Here is an 18113-nt window from a genome sequence, read left to right on the forward strand (position 1 = left end):
TAAAAAAAATTTAAAATTTAAAAAAGAAAAAGAAAAAGAACCAAAAAGAAAAAGAAAAAACTATATTTATATTTTTTTATTTATTATAAAAAAAATATAAAATATAAAATATAAAATATAAAATATAAAACATTTTTTAAATATATTTTATTATAATATTGTTTAAAAATATTGTCAAATGAATTACTATTTTGTCAATAAATAAAAGATATTTAAAAAAATAAAAGATATTTTATATTCTTATATTGATATTTTTACTTTTTTTTAAAAAAATAAAAGATATTTTTAGGTATTTTATAATTTATATTTAATTTTGATATTTTGTAAATTTAAAATTTAACTCAAAATATGACACTAAATATTTTTCATTTAATTCATCAATTTTTTTCTTGATATAATATTTATTACTAATTTTTTATTTACTAACGAAATATAAGATATTTTTATACTTCTGGACTGTATTATAAATTAATTTTTAAGATTGTTTTTAAATTTAAATTTTTGAGATGCATAATTTAATTTCTTGATCTTTAATGATTAGGTTTTGGGAAAAACTGAATATGAACTAAATTATTTCGGATTTATGATTTAATTACTGCACTTTATAACTTCATATACTTAACATTAATTTTTAATTTTAAGAGGTTTAAAAATAAAATTAGAGATTAAAAAAAGACCTTATTGAAGGTCTTTTTAAAATTTAATGGGTTTTAAAATTTATTTATTGTGATATTCGGTTTCTAAATCTTTTAATTGTTGTTGACATGCGACTTTTATTTTTTGACATTCAACTTCGTATTCATTAATTTTTTTTAATTCGGCTTCTAATGTTGTTGATTTGGCTTGTAATTCAGAAATTTTTTTTTCTAGTGGAGGGATTTCAGTTTGTAATTGCGAAATTTGGGCATTAAGGTTTTGGATTGTTTTTTGATTTTTTGATTTTTGTGTTTTTTTTTGAAGTAACAATTGTTTTTGAATTTCGGCATTTTTTATTTGTTGATTTTTAAAATTTAAATTAAAAATAGAGTTTGATATTTCTTTATTTATAATATTTTCTAGTTGAATTTTTATATTTAATCTTTTGGTAATTACATCTATATCTGTTAATTTACCGTTAATATCAACTCCCATTAATTTTTGTAATGAACTAATTTTATCTTCTTTAATTTGTTCAATTTTTTCTTTTTCATTTTCTTTTTTTCTCCATAGGTCATTTATGTTTGTATTATCATTATCATTATTACTAATAGTATTATTAGTTTTGATATTATCAACATCATTATCATTATCAACATCATTATCATTATCAACATCATTATCAACATCAACATTATTATCAACATCAATATTATTATCAACATCAATATTATTATCAATATTATTATCAATATTATTATCAATATTATTATCAATATTATTATCAATATTATTATCAGTGTTTATGTTATTAACAGATGGAGAAGATGGAGAAGATGTAGAAGATGGTAAATTATTGCTTGATAATAAAAAATACATTCCTAATCCTATCACTACAATGGCACAAGCAATAGTAAAAATTATAACAATAAATTTGTTATTTTTAATAAATTTTATTGGTTTTTTCATAAATTTCCTTTTTAAAATATATTATTTTAGAATCATTATACAAATTATACAAAATATATAATTTTGATACTAATGATTTGAAAATATTATTTACGGCTAATTATTTTTAAAATTTAATTATTGGTTTATTAGTTAATTTAAGATTCTTTTTTTAAAATACCATTATCATAATCAAAAATCCATTGAAATTATTTGATCAATGGGTTAATTTTTATATATTTTTATATTTTTCTGCGAAATCTTGGGTTTTTTGCTTATATTCAACGTTAAGTTCTTCTAAATTTTTTAATGCTGTTTTTAAATGGTTTAATGTTATTTGTTTTTGGGATATTGTTGTTTCTAATGATGTGATTTCAGTTTTTAATTGCGAAATTTGGACATCAAGGCTGTTGATTTGTTTGATATTTTCTGATGTTGGTGGTTGTTGAAGTAATTGTTGTTTTTGAAATTCAGCATTTTTTATTTGTTGATGTTTAAATTCAAAATCATGATTAATAATTGGCATTTCTCTGTCGTTAATATTTTCTATTTTAAACCTCATATTACCTGTTTGCAAAATTAATTCATAATACCAAATCTGTTTTCTTTGGAAGTCATTTTTTTTCGAATCGACAACAATAAAACCATCACTAATCATTTTTTGTTCTAATTCACGGAATTTATTAGCATAAATTTGGTTAATTTTTTCTTCTTCATTTTGTTTTTTCAAATCGTTATCATCAAATTTTATATTTTCGTTTTTGATGTTATCAATAGCAGGAGAAGAAATAGGAGAAGTAGAAACAGAAGAATGAGGAATAGGAAAAGATGGTAAATTCTTTTTTGATAATAAAAAATACATTGCTATTCCTATTACTACAATTACACAAATAAAAGTAATTATTTTAGAGATAACTTTGTTATTTTTAATGAATTTTATTAGTTTTTTCATAAATGTCCTTTTTTAAATATATGTTTTTTATATTAATAATTTTTAATAATTTATTTATGTGCGATAATTTTTAAAATTTAATCATTTTTTTAATAGTTAATTTAAGGTTATTTTTTTTAAAATAGAATCTCACATTCCACAAAAAACCCATTAAAATTATGTTTTTAATGGGGTTAATTTTTATATTTTTCTTCTAAATCGTTTAATTTTTGTTGATATTCAGCTTCTATTTTTTTACATTCAACTTCGTATTCATTAATTTTTTGTAATTCGTCTTGTAATGTTTTTGATTTGATTTGGAATTCAGATATTTTGGTTTCTATATCACTGATATCAGTTTGTAGTTGTGAAATTTGGGCATCAAATTTTTTTATTTGTTCGATATTTTCTGATGTTTGTGATTTTTTTTGAAGTAATTTTTGTTTTTGAATTTCAGCATTTTTTATTTTTTGTTGATTAAATTCTATATCAATATTAGCATTTGGAATTTCTCTTAATTCAATATCTTTTATTTGCATTCTTAATTCAGACTTTTTATTTATTAAATCAAATTCACTTATATTTTTTGAACTTATTTGATTTTGTAATTTAAGGATTTTATATTTTTTAATTTCTTCAATTGTTTCTTTTTCATTTTCTTTTTGTCGCCATAGATCATTTATGTTTTCATTATTAATAGAAATAGGATAAGAATTAATAGGAGAGGAAGAAACAGTAGTAATAGGAGAAGGGCGAGAAACTGAAGAAGAAGGAATATAAACAGGAGGAGAAGAAGGTGAATTATTTTTAAATGCTAAAAAATACATGCCTATCACAATTACACCAGTAATAATTATGACAATAACTTTGTTATTCTTCATCATCTTCATCGTAACCTCCACCTTTGCCTTTTTTACCACCTTTTAATTTATCTATTTTTGCTTTTTTTTTATTTTTTTGGAAATCAGCATTTCCAATTTTTTGTTGATTAAATTCTATTTCAATATTGGCGTTTGGAATTTCTCTTAATTCAATATCTTTTATTTGCATTCTTAATTCAGACTTTTTATTTATTAAACCAAATTCACTAAATCCTGATTTTATATTTTCATTTTCTAAATTTTTAATTTTTTTTATTAATAAATTATTTGCTTCGAGTTCTCTGTTTAATTTATTTTGTAATACTTTAACACTTGTAGGACTAGCGATATGACCTAAAATTTGATTTTCATGTTTTAATATTGTGCCATTTTTATTTGTTGTTGTAATTGTAAAAGAATCGATTAATTTAAATGGTTTATTTAATAATTCTTCATTTTCATTTACAATATTTGTTGGTAATTTTGTCCAAGCCTCTCCCCATTGACCAAAAATATTTAAACATCTTTCTATTATTCCTTGATTTAAATATTTGTCGTGTTCTTTTTGATTTTTTTCGGTTAAACCAGCTACTTGTATTAATTCTTTTTCAATTTCATGAATTACTGTTTCTAATGTTTCATTTTTTTGTTCTAGTTCTTTTATTGTTTGTTCTTGTTCTTTTTTAACTAAATTAAGTTCATTTATTTTACAATTTTGTATTATTATATCGTTTTCACGTTGACGTATTCTTTTTCTTATTACATTAATTTCTTCAGTAAGTATATCCATTTTATTTTGTAATTCGTTTATTTGTTTTTTATAATATGCTACATCTTCTGATGATAAAGTACCTTTTAGTTTTTTTTCTTCTATTTCTTTTTCTATTTTTTCTTTAGCTTTCTTAAGTGCGTCAAATTCATTTTCTTTGGAATTTAATAATCCTTTATCAGTTGCTAAAGCAGCTTTTTCCATTCTTAATTGTTCTCTTTGATTAGCTAATGCAACTTCCGTTTGTCTTAATTCTTCTTTTTTGGAATTAATTAATTTTTGTATTTCGTTTCTTTGAACTGTACCTTCATCATGGATTACGGTTAAATCATTTCCCATTTGTTCCAATTTTTGAATGCGTTTTACACGCGGTTTAACATGCACGAAATAATCATAACAATAATAGATACCGAAGAAAACAATTAATAAAAGAATTACTATAATTACTTTATTTAAAAAATTTTCTTTATTCATTTTCCCCCTCCTTAATTAAATCTTATTGTTTTTGATATTTAGCAATAATTTTTTGATATTCAGTTTCTGACATGAAATTTAATAAGCCAGCTTTTAAATGTTCCGCGGTAATTTCAGTTGCATTCACATTTTCTTTAAAAGCTAAAAAGGCACCTTTTTCTAAAATTTTTAACATTTGACGTTGAGATTGTAAAGCTGGTTTATCTTCTAAAATTTTATTTAACAACGCTAAATATTCTTTCCCTTCGGGATTAATTTTGGTAAATTTGGTTTGTATTAAAAAGTTTAAAAACTTTAAACGTGCGTCAGTTTTTAATGTTTCGACTTCAATTAAATTACTAATACGGCTTTTAATGGCTTCATCAATGCGGTCAATATAATTAGTCGCTCCAACAAAAAAGATTGGTTTAGTAGGATCATTTTGTAGCGATGTTAATTCCTCTTTAAACGCATTTACAGTATTATTAATTTCGGCATCTGAATCGACATTTGAAAGGTCATTTAAAGCCATTTCACACTCATCAATAAAAATAATACTTGGCGCTAATTTCCGTGCTTCTTCAAATAATTCTCTTACTTTCTCAGTACTTTCACCTTTATATTTCGAGACAAAATCGGAACCATTTACCATAATTAACGGTAAATCAGTCTCTTTTGCTAAAGCTTGGACTAAAACGGTTTTACCCACTCCTGGCACCCCGTGTAATAGTACGCCACTCGGCGCTTCAATTCCAAAACTTTTAGCTTTCGTGGTATTTTTTAAAAAATCTTTAATTTCGAATAATTGTTTTTTTTCGTTTTCCATACCAAAAAGTTTTTCGAACGTCGGTAATTTTTGATTATTATGACGGTCATAAATGTTATAATTTAATAATTTTGGGGAATTCTTTTTGCTGTCATTCTGGCTATCGTCGATTCTGTGATACAAGGATTTTTTCCATTTGTAAAATTCCTGTTGTTCTAGATGATTATTTTTTAATAAAACTAATTTTTCTTGGGATAATTGATTTTTTAATTTTTGTTCTCGGATTAAGAAATTAAAACAATCAAACAAACTTATCAGTGTGATGACAGTGATAATACTAATCACTGTTAAAAAAACTATTTTGGTATTAGTGGTATTTTGCATATTTTATTCCTCAGTTTGTACTCCAAATTCGGCACTTAATTGAATAGTATTTTGATTTTGATTTAAATAATTATTAATGATGCCATCATTTTTTAAGGCTTCATAATCCAACTGGTAATTAATGGTTAATAATAATTCCCGACTAGTGGGTTGATTACCGCCCATAATTAAAATTCGATCATCATTGTTCCAATTATAACTTAAATTAATATATTTACTAGTTTTTTGATTTTCTAAATAGTAATTAAAAGTGTTTTGGACCGATGCTTTCACTGTTTCTGTTGCTTGTACGCGTTGATCTAAATAAATTTTATATTTAGTGGTTACTGTATTATTTTTTAAAACTGGCACTTTAGTTTCTAAAAAAGTTTTACGAGTAATAAATTCGCGGCCTGTTATTAATTGGGTTTCCAGTTGAGCCGTTGTACTATCAATTTCTTCAATTTTTAAAAATTTCTGACAGCTTTCTAATGCAGGAATATTAACGCCTTGTTGGATTTGTAAGTAGAAATCTTTTTTTACCTTATTTTCATAATACGGAAATAAAAAACCATAAATTATTATAGTTGATAATAAAGGGATGGTTAGTAATAACCAGCTTCTCCAAGTTGGGTATTTTAGTTTATTTTTCAATATTTTCATGTGTCATTTTTCCTTTTCTCATTTAATTATAAGTATTTTGGGTTTTAGCTTCGATCAAATTGCTTTCTAATGTTTGTTGTAAATCCTTGATAATAATTTTATTTTCTTCTTGGGTGGGGTTTTCATAATATCTAGTTATAGCCAAAATAGCTGCTTGTCTAAATAAAGCTTTTAATTGCCGAATTGATTGTAAACTAGGGTAAGCTTCTAATTCTTCCGCGATAATGTTTAAATATTCTAAAGCAGTAGGTTGAATTTTAACTTCGGTTTTTAAGACATCACGATAAATTAATTGGGTAGTGGCATATTTTTGTAAAAATTCTTTGCGGGCTGCTAAATTAAAATTTTTAACGGCAATTTTATAATCAAAACGTGATAACATGGCAGGGTCAATCTCTTCTAAATGATTCGTGGTGCCAATAAAAAAAATTGGTTTATCAGGTTGATATTTTAAATCCGTCCAACTGTTTTTAAATTTCGTAACAATATTTTTCATATTTTGGTCGGTAGTTTTATTTAAATGTTTAAAGGGTATTTCACATTCATCAATACAAACTACCACAGGGGCGTATTTTTGAATCCAGAAAAATAATGCTTCGACCATTTCAATCCCTTCTTTTTGATTAAATTTTTGAAAAATTGTGCCATCAATTTCAATGTATTGAAACCCAGTTTCTTTGGCGAACGCGCGGGCTAAAGTTGTTTTGCCATTTCCTGGTACTCCATAAAATATTACTCCTTTTAAAGGATCCACATTATAATTGATTAATTCCGACGGAGTCCGTACCGATTGAATAAAATTATTTAAAACTTTTTTTTCCGTTTCTAAACCGATTAATTCAAAAAAAGATTTTTCGGTTTGTAAAGCTTCCGAATTTAAAAAATCAAAATTCTCAATATATTTCATCGGATTAAAAGTTAAATCAATTTCTTGTTCCTTCAAACCTTTTACTTTTAAAATCGCTTCGTTAAATTTGGCCTTTTTATTTTTAAACTGAGGTGGTGAATGAGACTGGTTCTGATGTGGTGGATGTAATTTTTCAGGAGTCACTGGTTCTGGTTCGACTGTACATTGATTATGATTTTCAAATTCCTGGGAGGAAATAGTTTGTATAGGGGTTATTTTTTTTTGGTGGACAACGGCGTCGTCATCTTGGAAAGTGATATAAATACAAAAACCTAACAAAATAATGCCACCCAACAATATTAATCCCGTTAACCAATTATTTTTTTTAACATGGTCTTTTAGCATAATTTAATTGCTTCCTTTCTCAAAAGTCTTGACTTTCAATGGATTTCTATTCGTCAAATTCAGGGTCCATGAAAACTTTATTGATGGGAGAAATTAACGGATTAGAAACATTAAAATAAATTTCTAATATTTTTTTAGTGTGTTTAATATCGTTATAAAAACACGCGTAAGTCTGTTCATCATTAATAAAAAAATCTTTGATTACAGCAGTTGTTGGTTGACCATAAACGGTGGTTTCTTGATGGATAATTTTACCCGTTTTTTTATGTTCCCACGTCAATATTCTGGCTTTACTGGATTCAGGTAGGGGGACTTGAACTCCGTATTGATTAAATAAATCTTGAATACTAATTAATGTTTCCACTGAAAAAGTTTGTTCTTTTTCGGTATAAAATTTGACGATATCAAAATTTTTAACCACTTTATCTGTTAGTAAATGTTCCCAAAATGGGGTTTTTGTGTTTTCGTCAATGGTATAATTAACGGCATTCGAATCATAAATATCATGTTCGAATTGAATATAATGATAATTAAAACCAAAATCATTCACAAATAAAATATATGATTTATCCCCACTGAACCAACTAGTTTTCGATTTAAAATATATCCGAGGATACTCCTTAACACTATCCCAAATGGAATTATTAGGACCCAATAAAAACCGCAAATCTTGAGGTAAAAATTTAAATATTTTATCATTGATAAATCTTTGACGTTCGGCATGCCACGCAAATAAATTGGTATCTATCTCAATGGTGCCTGATTCTGGCATATAACCTTTAATTTTTTGGATAAATTCATATGTGGAATATCGCCTATCTTTTGCGAATAACAAATTTCCTTGAGGAGTGGTAACGATATTATCCGTGCGAATTATGGTGTTAGCCGAGTCAGTTAGCTCTGAAACTTCTTCGTGAATCCAACAATTTTTTAATCTGTTATTCTCGATTAAAGTGATAATATTATGAATACTAGGATTATAACCATCCTCGACCGCATCCGCGTGCCGTAAGGTAAAAGTGGGTTTATATTGGGGTGATTTAATGGTAAACCATTTTGTTTTACAAGTTTGATAATGATAATAATAATAAGCCAGCACGGAAACATTAATTAATAAAAAAAATATTAAACCCCAATAAAATAGTTTTTTTATAATTAGTTTTGGGAAATTAAAATTTTTTTTCATGATTTATTTTTTTGATTTAACTTGATTTTTACTTGATGATGATTGATTTTCTATTGAGGCAATCAATTCGGAATAATAGGGAATGTTTGGTAAACGATTAATTTTATGTAAAAAACAAGAAGTTAAAAATATTAATAATAATAAATTTAAAATAATTAAAATTTTAACTATTATATTCTTCGAATTAGTAACATGATCATAATGATGAATATTTTCCATATTAGTATTTAAATTTTTTTTATTTTTAGGATTATTTCTTTTTAAAGCCATAGTATGTCTCCTTTTTTTAAAATTTTTAAAAAAATAACACCCCCAATTATGGATATTAATTTAATTGGGGTTTTTTTCTAACTTAAATTTTAATCTTAATTTTAGTTCGTTTTGGTGGAGTTATTAGTTTGATTGTTGATGGTTGGTTTTGTTTTTTCGACTTGTTGTTGGCCTGTTGGTTCATCATCTGCATCGTCGTCTGCATCATCTGCATTGTCTTCATCTTTCTCGTCATCTTCATCGGTTTCGTTGACTAACAGAGTTCTTTTTTTATTTATGTTTGGTTTAATGTCTGAATTTGTTGTTTGAATGTCGTGGCTACAACTATAACCATATCCAAAAAAAATCAAAACTCCAATTACTATTATTAAAATACTTAAACCGATAATTAAATTTAATTTTTTTTCTATATTATTCATATTTTATTTTCCTTTTAACTAATTTATTTTTATTATTAAATGATTTTTATTAATGTTATTTTGGAGGTAATAATTTAATACTCTCTTCTAAAAAATTTTTAATAGTTATTAAATTTTAACTGTTAATTTATTTTGATTTTTAGTAATTAAATTGTTGACAGTGCGTAAATATTTTTTTAAGATTTGATGATTTTGGTAAAAATTTTTAACCTCAACATGTTTTTCATGTTGATGGATAGAATTAATTTGAGAACGTTTTATTTTCACTTCTTACTTCTTTTAGTAAAACTAATAATTTTATTATTATTAGTTTGATATTCAGTTAATTTAATGCTTTCACCAGTATTTTTATCGAATTCCTTGATATAATCAATGTTTTTTCCATCATAATGATAAACAGTTTTTTTAATTAAAATTTTGGTATTTGGATCGTATTCTTCGATATAATTAATGGCTGGAGTATTATTATAATAAACAGTTTTTTTAACCAAATTTTTCGTATCTTTGTTAAATTCTAAAATTTTAATTAAATTATATTCATAAACAATTCGATTTTTTTTATTTTTAAATTTATAAAAGCTTCTTTGAATTTTTGGTAACATTTTTGCTCCTGTTAATCATTAATTTGGTTTAATGGGGGTAAAAAGATGTCTAATGGTTTACGCTTATTATATTAAGGCACCAGTTTGAGGGTCGTATTCATTGATTTTAGTAGTACCATCAGCTTGATAGTTTGTTTTTTTAATTATTTTTTTAGTATCTAGATCATATTCCTTGATTTCGGTAATAGTAATACCGTCTGCTTGATAACTAGTTTGTTTAATGAAATAATCACGAAAATGAGTCATGTCATCGTATTTATCGTATTCGTTGATATAATCAATTTTGATTCCATCTGCTTGATAATTAATTTGTTTAAAAACATTTCCAGTATCTTGATCGAATTCTTTAATATGAGAAATTGTGATGCCGTCGTTTAGATATTGAGTTATTTTAAATAATTTTTCATTATCTTTGTCATATTCACTGATATCATCAATAGTAATACCGTCTTCTCTATATTCAGTTATTTTTAATCTTTTACCAGTAATGGGATCGAAATCCACAATACCAATCAACGAATCATTCATTGCTGTATAGTGTGTTTCTTTAAAGACTTTACCAGTGTTAATATTGTAATCATATATAATTGCTACAAGTTCACTGTTAGGATGATAAATTGTTAATTTAATTAATTTTTTAGTATCTGAGTCATATTCGGTAATAAAATTAATTGTTTTACCATCAAGCGCATAAGTAATTTGTTTGGTTTGAAAGTTAGCGTATAAATTAGTTTTTTCCGCTTCTAATTTAGTTATTATTTTTTCTTTTTCGATTAAACTTTCCTTTAAACGATTAATTTGGGTTTGTAAATTAGTTTTTTCTGCTTTTAATTTAGTTATTTGGGTTGTTTTTTCTTGTTCTAAATTAGTTATTTGCGTAATCTTTTCTTGTTCGATTTGCGTTAAACTTTCCTTTAAACGATTAATTTAGGCTTGTAAATCGATTTTATTGGTGACAATTTTTTTACCTGTTTCTTTATCAAATTCTTCAATTTCTAAAATGCTTTTACCATCAGGGGTATAAATAATTTTTTTAATTAATTTACCAGTGTTTTTATCATATTAACTGATGAAATTAATGATTTTACTATTATTAAATATAATTTGTTTAATTCTTATCTCGGTATCATTATTAAATTCTTCGATATAATTAATTTTGTTAATTTTGGTCTGATTATTAAAATTAACCGAATTAATTACCTTATCTTGATCAACTTTGGTAACCTTTGTCAGTATTTTTTTATTATTATTTGGAATATTTTTAAAATAATTGTAATCGGGATATAAAAAAATAATTATTAAATAAACGAGAATAATTCCTAAACATATTGAGCAAACAACCAATATTCTTTCATTTAATAACTTGTTTGAAATTTCTATTAATGTTTTTTTTGGTTTCGTCATGATTAATCCTTTCTGTTTTTTTATCTCCTAATAAGGGATATCAAACTTATTTATTTTCTATTATTGTCCTATCATTAATTTTTCTTAAAATATATCTTAGGAAGCATTAATTAAACTATTATTAATGTTATTTATATTATTATTATTGGCTGGAAGTTGATTATGAGGCTACATATCACTAGACTCTGTGGACTGGATCCTTTTTGAATTAGTTGGTTTTTCAACAATAATTTTTTTAATAGTTAGATTTAAATCATTCAAAGTTTGATTTTAGGTCTGTTCTTTATCCATCAATTTTTTTTGCAGTTTTTCAATGATTTTCATTTGGTTTTGAAATTCCAGATGGGATTTTTTTAATTATTGAGTTTTCATTTTATCGATTGAAAATAATTTTTTTTTCATTAAAATTAAAACCTAAATATTAAAAAAATTTCCCAATAAAAAACCAATTGTCACGCCGACGCCTTCTGACATGTTGTTGTTAATCTCCTTTCTTTAATATTCGGCATTTAGTTCTGTGGCCGTGCGACTAGGGGATTTTAATTTAGTTTCTAAACGGTCAATTTTAGTCTGAAGTGTTTTTATTTTTGTATTATTATAATTAATTTTATTTTTTAATAAGTTGTTTTGGGTTTCAATTTGAGTTTTGTGAAATGCTAAATTTTGATAATGTTTTTTTTAAAAAATAAACTTAACAACATATCTCTGATTTCCATTAAAGTACTAGTTAAAAAAATAAAAATAGGACGTAAAGCAAATAGAATAACCGTAGTGAAAATAACTATTTGGATAATATTACACCGTCTTTCTAAAATATTTTCATGCGTAAAAACTTTCAAATATAACCAAATATAATTAAAAACAGAAAAAATAAATGTCACCCCCCACATTTTAATTATCTAATTTCTGTAATTTAGTATGTACTTCCAACATTATTTTTTTCATTTCAACAAAAGTAATGGTTTTATTATTTATTTCTCGCATTAATTTTTTAATTTCGGGTAAAATAACGACTGAGGTAATTTTAATATTTTTTTTCATCACTAACTTTTTATGTTTATTAGTCACTTTAGTTAATTTCATGGCCTTTAGAGAATTTTTAAGTTTGGATGGGACCGATTTTAAATGTTTTAATTGTGTTTTTAATGCCATGTGTCAATTCCTCCTTTCAATGTAACTGGTTAAAAACCGTTAATCAGTAATATTTTTAATTTCTGCTTTTAAAAAGTTTGCTGGTTTAAAACGAACCACTGTTCGACGAGGTTGAGCTTTAATAATCGTCACAACTTTTTTACCTGCTTTCCAGGCTTGTAAATTAATTCCTTTACGAGCAGGTTGTGCTGCTCTTTCAGCTAAATATAAACTGCCAATATTAATTCCTAAATGAATTTCATGATATTTTTTTAATAAATCATGTAAAGTCACTTCTAAACAGTTATAAAATTCTTGTATTTCGGCATACGTACTTTTTGCTTGTTTGGCAATTTCAGCAATTAATAAGGATTTATTGGCACGGACAATTTCCTTATTCACAATGGATTTTTTAAATTTTTTTTTCTTGATATTTTTTTTATTCAAGTTTTTTTTATTCATGTTTTTTTACTCACTTTCTTTTTTTGACCTAGAATGTTTTTAATTCTTAATTGATAATTGTGATTACTTTTAAGGCAGTTGCTCGAAAATTAACACCCTTTAACTTTTAATTCGTTGGTATATCATAATTTTTGTTATTCCACCATAGGATAGTTTTGACATTGCATAATTTTTTAATCATTGTAAATTTTTTTTAAACTCCTATAATTTTTTTAAAAATTAAATTCTTCAAAAGCTTTATAAATTTTGCGAGTTTCTTTTTTATGTTCATTACGGGAATACTTATTTTAACTTTCGAACTAAATGTCGCTGGTGGTAAAAAATGGCGTTGTTTAGGGATTCGCTCGCGGGGAATTTTAATTTTAATAATTGGTTTACTTCTTTTAATCATATAATGGAATTAATTAAACTTTTTAAAATTTCATAATTCATTGTTAACGGATTTACTAATAACCCTTTATTACCAAGAGCTTTATATAATTCGCATAAAATTGGCAGAATTTGGTATTTAAATTTTTGAGGAAAATCAACCGTAAAATAATATGGGTAAGTTTGTTTACTGTTGACGGTGATGGGAATTAAGAAATCATTTTGAAAAGCATGACAATTCAATTTCAATTGCGGATATTGGGCGGTGAATGACTTTAAAACGGCTTTGATCATTGTTAAGCAAATATCAGGTTTTAAATCAATTACGAATTCCAACCAGCCTGTCGTCTTAATTTCCATAATTGCGATAATTTCTTGTAAAAAATTATGAAAATCCGCCCAACATTCTAATGTTAAATCATGGTAAAAATCGTTGTAAACACCTTGTGGATTTTTTAATAACAATTCTTGATATTTTTTAAATTCATTTTGAATTTGTTGCAAAGTAAATAATAATTTTTCTTGATATGTTAAAGATATTTTGGCCATTTTTTAATGTTCTCCTTTTGATTAATTTTGTTATAATTATTTTTTATTAATCTTAAATTGACCAATAATTTTAACATTCATCTATTTTTTCACTAAAAGAAAAAGTAGTAAAATCAAAATCAATTTTTTTAATTCCCGTCATTCCGTGGCGGTTTTTAGCAATAATTAATTCCATTTCTCCCAAAAAAGTTTTTTTCGGGGTTTTTTTATCATAATAATCCTCACGGTATAAAAATATGACCACATCTGCGTCTTGTTCAATTGCACCTGAATCTCTTAAATCGGCTAAAATTGGTCGTTTATTTTCTCTTTTTTCGACTTCACGGGAAAGTTGCGATAGAGCCAACACGGGAATTTTTAAATCTAAGGCCAAAGCTTTTAACATGCGTGTAATGGTTGCAATTTCGTTTTCGCGATTAAACGGATTTTTTTTATGAATTAACTGTAAATAATCAATAATTAAAACATCTAATTTATTTTGATTTTTTAATTGATAACAAGTGGTCTGAATTTGTTGAATATCGGAATTAGAATTGTCATCATATAAAAAATTAAAATTATTTAATTGATTATTTAAAGTTCTTTTAATCATCGCATTTTCTTGTGGATTTAATATTTGAGCTAATTGAATTTTATGATGATTAATTTTGGTTAAATTACTTATCATGCGGAGCACAGTTTGTTTGTTGGACATTTCTAAATTAATTAAGGCAATATGTGGTTTATGAGTTTGATGAATTTGTGCCATATTCGTCATTATTTTATTCATAAAAGCACTTTTACCCATTCCTGGGCGTGCCGCTAAAATAATTAATTCTCCAGGTTTAAATCCTAAAGTAATATTATCTAACGAATTAAATCCACTACAAAATCCTAACATGTTAGTTTGATTATTTTGGCGCGTTATCAAATCGGCCATAAATTCAGCGGAAATAGCTGTTTGAGGTAAAAAACCTTCTGTGGTTTGAAAATCATTTAATTTGATTAATTCCCTATTGATTAAATTTAACAAATCGGCAGTTTCTACATCATTCTGAAAACTTTTGGTTAATAAATCTTGTAGAACTTTAATTGTTTGCCGTTTAACTGCAGCGGATTTCACTAAAGTTAAATAAGTTTCTAAATTGTTAATATCAATAATTAAATCTCCCAAATTTATTAAATAATCGTTAGCATTCACAAACCATTGGTTTTTAGTTTTTAATAAAGTCTCGACGGTATAATAATCAATCTTTTGCTTATTAGCACTTAATTCTTGCATTACTTGAAAAATATTTTGATGTTGACTATCAAAGAAATCATTTACTTTTAAGTAATTATTCACCATCGTGATGCATTCAGGTTTTAAAAAAATAATCCCTAAAATTGCTTGTTCGATTTCAAAATAAAAAGGTATTTGTTTGATTTTTTGTTTATTCATGATAAAAATTTAAACCAAAATCGAAAATTTGATATTGACGAAAAATAAAAGCAATTTTATTCGCAATTAAGGATGAACGAGTATCAGTGGTAATTTCTAAAACTTTATCAATATTCAAGACATCATAATTTGTACTTACGCCAGTTGGGTATTGCATTTCTAACCGCGTTTTTAATAAAGGATAAAAATAGTAATTTCGAAATTTCTGATTAATTTCAGCAAAACCAAAATCATCTAAAATTAAATATGGGACATTTTTTAAAATGGTAAATTTTTCTTTTAAAACTTGGTAATCAGCATAATTATTCGAAAATTGCCTTACTAAATCAGGCATAAACAAGTATAAAAAATTAATTTGATTTTTAATTAATGTGTTTGCCAAGGCTTTAAATAAAAAACTTTTAGAAGTTTTAAAACCCCCGCTAATAAAAACATTGGGATTATCATGGATTGTTTTTTGTCTATAAGCGTTCAGACTGGTTTGTAGAAATTGTTGGGCTTGTTTTTTTATTGCACAACCACCATCATTAAAAGTGGTTAAATCAACATCGTTAAAAAATAAATTCGTTTCAAAAATTTGATGATTTTTTTTAATCAATTCGCGAAATCGTAATTGTTTAGTGACTGTGGGAATAACTTTTTTAATTTGAAAACCGTAATGATTATCATAAACTAAATCATAATAACTTTTGTCAGGGAAACTTTGATGTTTTAATTGTGTTAAGAAAGTATAAATTTGATTATAATCTGCTTCCGTCTGGATTAATCCTTGCTCATAAAAGGCTTTCGTTTGTGAATTTTTTAAAATAGTTTTTAACATAATTTTTTTAAAATTTTGTTGATTTTGATTTTCAGTCATGATTTTTTTTAATTTTTTATTAATAATATCCTTAGGGTTTGTTAAATTAACTGCCATTTTTATACCTCTTTTTGTTGATATTGATTTTGGAATTTTAATAATTCAGTTTGAAAATTACAAGCCTCTTGATACATCTTTTTACAAAATTTCGGGTCTAAAGTAATATGTGTTGTATAATTTTCTTGCTGATTAATAAAAACATAAAAATAAGCTTGAGTGACTTGACTACAAAATATTTGTGCTTGAACTTGAGCCCAGTAATAAGGAGGAATTGTTTGCGTTGCAAAAAAATCTTTCCAACTTGTTCCTTTTGGATTAAGGGGACATTTAATTTCTAATAAACTATTGGATTCCTCATGGTAACCATCCAGCGAGGCGGATAAAATGCCACGCGTGAAATTTGAAGGTTGATAATTACGCTTATGATGAACACAAAAATATAAATTGGCTTTGGGTTCCATTATTTTACCGTGTTTGATAGCCTCAGTAACGACAAAATCACTTCCAAAAATTTTCTTTTTAATTAAATCAGCAGTCGTTTCGTATGGGTTTAAATTCATAATTGTTCCAATTTCCGAAGCGTTAACATAATTTTTCCGATGTCGAAACCATTCCCAACTATTTTGTTTTAAATGATGTTTGATTGTTTTTAATTTAAAAATATTTTTCATTTTTAATACCTTTTTTTATTTAATTTCTTTTTTTAACTAACAAATGCCATACCAACCTGGAACTGAATTTGAATATTCCAACGTTTGAACAATTAATTTTTTGTTTTTCTCATTAAAAACATAGGCTTTGTCTAAATCCGTTTTAATTTCGATTTTAAACGGTGGTTTTGATTCATTCATTAATATTTCTGCAAGTTTGGTTAAATCTAAATAATTTAAAAATAAATATTTTAATTCCGTATTATAATTGGTTTTAACTTTATTAGAACACACTACTTTAAATTGCGGAATAGTTTTTAAAACGGTTAAAATTTCTTTTAATTTATAAATATATTTATTTGGATGCATTGGTTTCTCCTTTATTTGGGTTTATAAAAAAAATTTTTTATAAAATGATATTATAATTTTTAATATCAAATATGAAGTTTAAATTAAATTTAATAAATATATATGTTAATACTTTGGCGAATTTAGCTAAATCTATTCATAGATAATCATATTTGGACACCTTAACTGATTAGACAACAATCAATTAATTACGATTAGTTTTAAAAATATTAAATTTTTTTTTGCTTATTTTAGTATATAGTTACCTCCTTTTTAAGGTCAATTTTTATTAACATACAATCAATCGATAAATTAAGAGTAAACTAAACCACTATGAGGTGTGGGATTGCCAACTAATTTCTGGATTGATTCTATGTCATAAAAATCAATATATGTTTGTCATTTAGATAAAAAAAAACTAAACTGTTTATTTTTTTAATAAACAATTTAGTTTAATTTAATTTTATTTTGTGTTTTCTACTGGTCTAATTTTTCTGGTTCACAATATATAATTTTTCCATTTGGAAAACAATACTAGGTTTCATTGGAGGAGGGGTGGTATCACAATAGGTATTGAATTTAATATTTGAATAATCTATCGAAACACCCAACGATAATAAATTTTTATTAGACAAATTAAATTCTCGAAAATATTTTATATTTTCATTTTGGTATTTAGTAAAGTACCATGCATCTTCAATATATCCTGTAATATATTTATAAAATAATGTGTATTGATTAATAGATTCCTGACAAGCATTAATTTTTGAATTTTGTATATAACTATTATTATTAATAATATC

24 protein-coding genes and 2 pseudogenes are annotated in these 18113 nt (G+C 25.0%); 1 reads left to right on the top strand and 25 read right to left on the bottom strand.

Going from position 1 to position 18113, the window contains the following annotated elements; genetic code table 11:
• Window positions 1-717 precede the first annotated feature (717 nt).
• From V9D86_RS01505 to V9D86_RS01595, 19 genes and pseudogenes are all read right to left on the bottom strand, one after another.
• Window positions 718-1605: a hypothetical protein gene (locus V9D86_RS01505; RefSeq protein WP_334331033.1), complete on the bottom strand. Its 888-nt coding sequence runs from the start codon at window positions 1603-1605 to the stop codon at window positions 718-720.
• A gap of 211 nt (window positions 1606-1816) precedes the next feature.
• Window positions 1817-2536 carry a hypothetical protein gene (locus tag V9D86_RS01510; RefSeq protein WP_334331034.1) on the bottom strand — a complete coding sequence of 240 codons (720 nt, stop codon included), beginning with the start codon at window positions 2534-2536 and terminating at the stop codon, window positions 1817-1819.
• 173 nt (window positions 2537-2709) lie between these two features.
• Window positions 2710-3396 carry a hypothetical protein gene (locus tag V9D86_RS01515; RefSeq protein WP_334331035.1) on the bottom strand — a complete coding sequence of 229 codons (687 nt, stop codon included), beginning with the start codon at window positions 3394-3396 and terminating at the stop codon, window positions 2710-2712.
• On the bottom strand, window positions 3386-4618 hold the full coding sequence (locus V9D86_RS01520; protein WP_334331036.1) for a hypothetical protein: 1233 nt from the start codon (window positions 4616-4618) through the stop codon (window positions 3386-3388). The genes V9D86_RS01515 and V9D86_RS01520 overlap by 11 nt, the downstream gene beginning before the upstream one ends.
• A 22-nt stretch (window positions 4619-4640) precedes the next feature.
• On the bottom strand, window positions 4641-5747 hold the full coding sequence (locus V9D86_RS01525) for an AAA family ATPase (protein ID WP_334331037.1): 1107 nt from the start codon (window positions 5745-5747) through the stop codon (window positions 4641-4643).
• Between the two features lie 3 nt (window positions 5748-5750).
• A complete protein-coding gene (locus tag V9D86_RS01530; protein WP_334331038.1) occupies window positions 5751-6389 on the bottom strand; it encodes a hypothetical protein in 639 nt (212 codons plus the stop codon).
• A gap of 22 nt (window positions 6390-6411) precedes the next feature.
• Complete coding sequence (locus V9D86_RS01535) at window positions 6412-7641, bottom strand: ATP-binding protein (protein WP_334331039.1); 1230 nt, start codon at window positions 7639-7641, stop codon at window positions 6412-6414.
• Window positions 7642-7687: 46 nt separating this feature from the next.
• Window positions 7688-8827 (bottom strand): hypothetical protein, encoded by a 1140-nt coding sequence (locus V9D86_RS01540; protein WP_334331040.1) that lies wholly within the window; start codon window positions 8825-8827, stop codon window positions 7688-7690.
• A gap of 3 nt (window positions 8828-8830) precedes the next feature.
• Window positions 8831-9097: a hypothetical protein gene (locus tag V9D86_RS01545; RefSeq protein WP_334331041.1), complete on the bottom strand. Its 267-nt coding sequence runs from the start codon at window positions 9095-9097 to the stop codon at window positions 8831-8833.
• Window positions 9098-9198: 101 nt separating this feature from the next.
• Window positions 9199-9516: a hypothetical protein gene (locus V9D86_RS01550; protein WP_334331042.1), complete on the bottom strand. Its 318-nt coding sequence runs from the start codon at window positions 9514-9516 to the stop codon at window positions 9199-9201.
• Between the two features lie 108 nt (window positions 9517-9624).
• Entirely contained in the window at window positions 9625-9783 is a 159-nt protein-coding gene (locus tag V9D86_RS01555; RefSeq protein WP_334331043.1) for a hypothetical protein, read from the bottom strand.
• A complete protein-coding gene (locus tag V9D86_RS01560; RefSeq protein ID WP_334331044.1) occupies window positions 9780-10118 on the bottom strand; it encodes a DUF2963 domain-containing protein in 339 nt (112 codons plus the stop codon). The genes V9D86_RS01555 and V9D86_RS01560 overlap by 4 nt, the downstream gene beginning before the upstream one ends.
• Window positions 10119-10184: 66 nt before the next feature.
• Complete coding sequence (locus tag V9D86_RS01565) at window positions 10185-10646, bottom strand: DUF2963 domain-containing protein (RefSeq protein WP_334331045.1); 462 nt, start codon at window positions 10644-10646, stop codon at window positions 10185-10187.
• 21 nt (window positions 10647-10667) lie between these two features.
• Window positions 10668-11045 (bottom strand): annotated as a pseudogene (locus V9D86_RS01570) (DUF2963 domain-containing protein); the annotation flags it as partial.
• Window positions 11046-11168: pseudogene (locus tag V9D86_RS01575) on the bottom strand (DUF2963 domain-containing protein); the annotation flags it as partial.
• 12 nt (window positions 11169-11180) lie between these two features.
• Complete coding sequence (locus tag V9D86_RS01580) at window positions 11181-11522, bottom strand: hypothetical protein (protein ID WP_334331046.1); 342 nt, start codon at window positions 11520-11522, stop codon at window positions 11181-11183.
• A 656-nt stretch (window positions 11523-12178) separates the two neighbouring features.
• Entirely contained in the window at window positions 12179-12412 is a 234-nt protein-coding gene (locus tag V9D86_RS01585) for a hypothetical protein (RefSeq protein ID WP_334331047.1), read from the bottom strand.
• A gap of 1 nt (window position 12413) precedes the next feature.
• The gene (locus tag V9D86_RS01590; RefSeq protein ID WP_334331048.1) at window positions 12414-12674 is read right to left on the bottom strand and encodes a hypothetical protein; all 261 of its coding nucleotides are present in this window, start codon (window positions 12672-12674) and stop codon (window positions 12414-12416) included.
• A gap of 39 nt (window positions 12675-12713) precedes the next feature.
• A complete protein-coding gene (locus V9D86_RS01595) occupies window positions 12714-13115 on the bottom strand; it encodes an HU family DNA-binding protein (protein WP_334331049.1) in 402 nt (133 codons plus the stop codon).
• 263 nt (window positions 13116-13378) lie between these two features.
• Between V9D86_RS01595 and V9D86_RS01600 the strand changes: the two genes are divergently transcribed.
• Window positions 13379-13510 (top strand): hypothetical protein, encoded by a 132-nt coding sequence (locus tag V9D86_RS01600; protein WP_334331050.1) that lies wholly within the window; start codon window positions 13379-13381, stop codon window positions 13508-13510.
• Here V9D86_RS01600 and V9D86_RS01605 read toward each other — a convergent pair.
• The 6 genes from V9D86_RS01605 to V9D86_RS01630 all read right to left on the bottom strand — a co-directional run.
• A complete protein-coding gene (locus V9D86_RS01605) occupies window positions 13503-14033 on the bottom strand; it encodes a hypothetical protein (protein WP_334331051.1) in 531 nt (176 codons plus the stop codon). The genes V9D86_RS01600 and V9D86_RS01605 overlap by 8 nt on opposite strands.
• Before the next feature lie 70 nt (window positions 14034-14103).
• The gene (dnaB, locus tag V9D86_RS01610) at window positions 14104-15453 is read right to left on the bottom strand and encodes a replicative DNA helicase (protein ID WP_334331052.1); all 1350 of its coding nucleotides are present in this window, start codon (window positions 15451-15453) and stop codon (window positions 14104-14106) included.
• Window positions 15446-16369, bottom strand: coding sequence for an ATP-binding protein (locus V9D86_RS01615; protein ID WP_334331053.1), 924 nt, complete (start codon window positions 16367-16369; stop codon window positions 15446-15448). Before V9D86_RS01615 ends, dnaB begins: the two co-directional genes overlap by 8 nt.
• A 2-nt stretch (window positions 16370-16371) precedes the next feature.
• Window positions 16372-16983 (bottom strand): lambda-exonuclease family protein, encoded by a 612-nt coding sequence (locus V9D86_RS01620; protein ID WP_334331054.1) that lies wholly within the window; start codon window positions 16981-16983, stop codon window positions 16372-16374.
• Between the two features lie 36 nt (window positions 16984-17019).
• Window positions 17020-17331: a hypothetical protein gene (locus tag V9D86_RS01625; RefSeq protein WP_334331055.1), complete on the bottom strand. Its 312-nt coding sequence runs from the start codon at window positions 17329-17331 to the stop codon at window positions 17020-17022.
• A 464-nt stretch (window positions 17332-17795) separates the two neighbouring features.
• On the bottom strand, window positions 17796-18113 hold a 318-nt coding region (locus V9D86_RS01630), incomplete at its 5' end, for a hypothetical protein (RefSeq protein WP_334331056.1).

Origin of the sequence: Candidatus Phytoplasma prunorum (genome assembly GCF_036924415.2) — a bacterium.
Lineage (GTDB): Bacteria > Bacillota_I > Bacilli_A > Acholeplasmatales > Acholeplasmataceae > Phytoplasma > Phytoplasma prunorum.

Excerpts from the sequence above, each read along its gene's own strand:
- dnaB (WP_334331052.1), bottom strand. The coding sequence starts at position 15,453 with ATGAATAAACAAAAAATCAAACAAATACCTTTTTATTTTGAAATCGAA.
- V9D86_RS01535 (WP_334331039.1), bottom strand. The coding sequence starts at position 7,641 with ATGCTAAAAGACCATGTTAAAAAAAATAATTGGTTAACGGGATTAATA.
- V9D86_RS01600 (WP_334331050.1), top strand. The coding sequence starts at position 13,379 with ATGTTCATTACGGGAATACTTATTTTAACTTTCGAACTAAATGTCGCT.
- V9D86_RS01565 (WP_334331045.1), bottom strand. The coding sequence starts at position 10,646 with ATGAATGATTCGTTGATTGGTATTGTGGATTTCGATCCCATTACTGGT.
- V9D86_RS01525 (WP_334331037.1), bottom strand. The coding sequence starts at position 5,747 with ATGCAAAATACCACTAATACCAAAATAGTTTTTTTAACAGTGATTAGT.
- V9D86_RS01530 (WP_334331038.1), bottom strand. The coding sequence starts at position 6,389 with ATGAAAATATTGAAAAATAAACTAAAATACCCAACTTGGAGAAGCTGG.
- V9D86_RS01520 (WP_334331036.1), bottom strand. The coding sequence starts at position 4,618 with ATGAATAAAGAAAATTTTTTAAATAAAGTAATTATAGTAATTCTTTTA.
- V9D86_RS01510 (WP_334331034.1), bottom strand. The coding sequence starts at position 2,536 with ATGAAAAAACTAATAAAATTCATTAAAAATAACAAAGTTATCTCTAAA.
- V9D86_RS01615 (WP_334331053.1), bottom strand. The coding sequence starts at position 16,369 with ATGGCAGTTAATTTAACAAACCCTAAGGATATTATTAATAAAAAATTA.
- V9D86_RS01590 (WP_334331048.1), bottom strand. The coding sequence starts at position 12,674 with ATGGCATTAAAAACACAATTAAAACATTTAAAATCGGTCCCATCCAAA.
- V9D86_RS01560 (WP_334331044.1), bottom strand. The coding sequence starts at position 10,118 with ATGTTACCAAAAATTCAAAGAAGCTTTTATAAATTTAAAAATAAAAAA.
- V9D86_RS01505 (WP_334331033.1), bottom strand. The coding sequence starts at position 1,605 with ATGAAAAAACCAATAAAATTTATTAAAAATAACAAATTTATTGTTATA.
- V9D86_RS01545 (WP_334331041.1), bottom strand. The coding sequence starts at position 9,097 with ATGGCTTTAAAAAGAAATAATCCTAAAAATAAAAAAAATTTAAATACT.
- V9D86_RS01605 (WP_334331051.1), bottom strand. The coding sequence starts at position 14,033 with ATGGCCAAAATATCTTTAACATATCAAGAAAAATTATTATTTACTTTG.
- V9D86_RS01585 (WP_334331047.1), bottom strand. The coding sequence starts at position 12,412 with ATGTGGGGGGTGACATTTATTTTTTCTGTTTTTAATTATATTTGGTTA.
- V9D86_RS01595 (WP_334331049.1), bottom strand. The coding sequence starts at position 13,115 with ATGAATAAAAAAAACTTGAATAAAAAAAATATCAAGAAAAAAAAATTT.
- V9D86_RS01625 (WP_334331055.1), bottom strand. The coding sequence starts at position 17,331 with ATGCATCCAAATAAATATATTTATAAATTAAAAGAAATTTTAACCGTT.
- V9D86_RS01550 (WP_334331042.1), bottom strand. The coding sequence starts at position 9,516 with ATGAATAATATAGAAAAAAAATTAAATTTAATTATCGGTTTAAGTATT.
- V9D86_RS01620 (WP_334331054.1), bottom strand. The coding sequence starts at position 16,983 with ATGAAAAATATTTTTAAATTAAAAACAATCAAACATCATTTAAAACAA.
- V9D86_RS01515 (WP_334331035.1), bottom strand. The coding sequence starts at position 3,396 with ATGAAGAATAACAAAGTTATTGTCATAATTATTACTGGTGTAATTGTG.
- V9D86_RS01580 (WP_334331046.1), bottom strand. The coding sequence starts at position 11,522 with ATGACGAAACCAAAAAAAACATTAATAGAAATTTCAAACAAGTTATTA.
- V9D86_RS01540 (WP_334331040.1), bottom strand. The coding sequence starts at position 8,827 with ATGAAAAAAAATTTTAATTTCCCAAAACTAATTATAAAAAAACTATTT.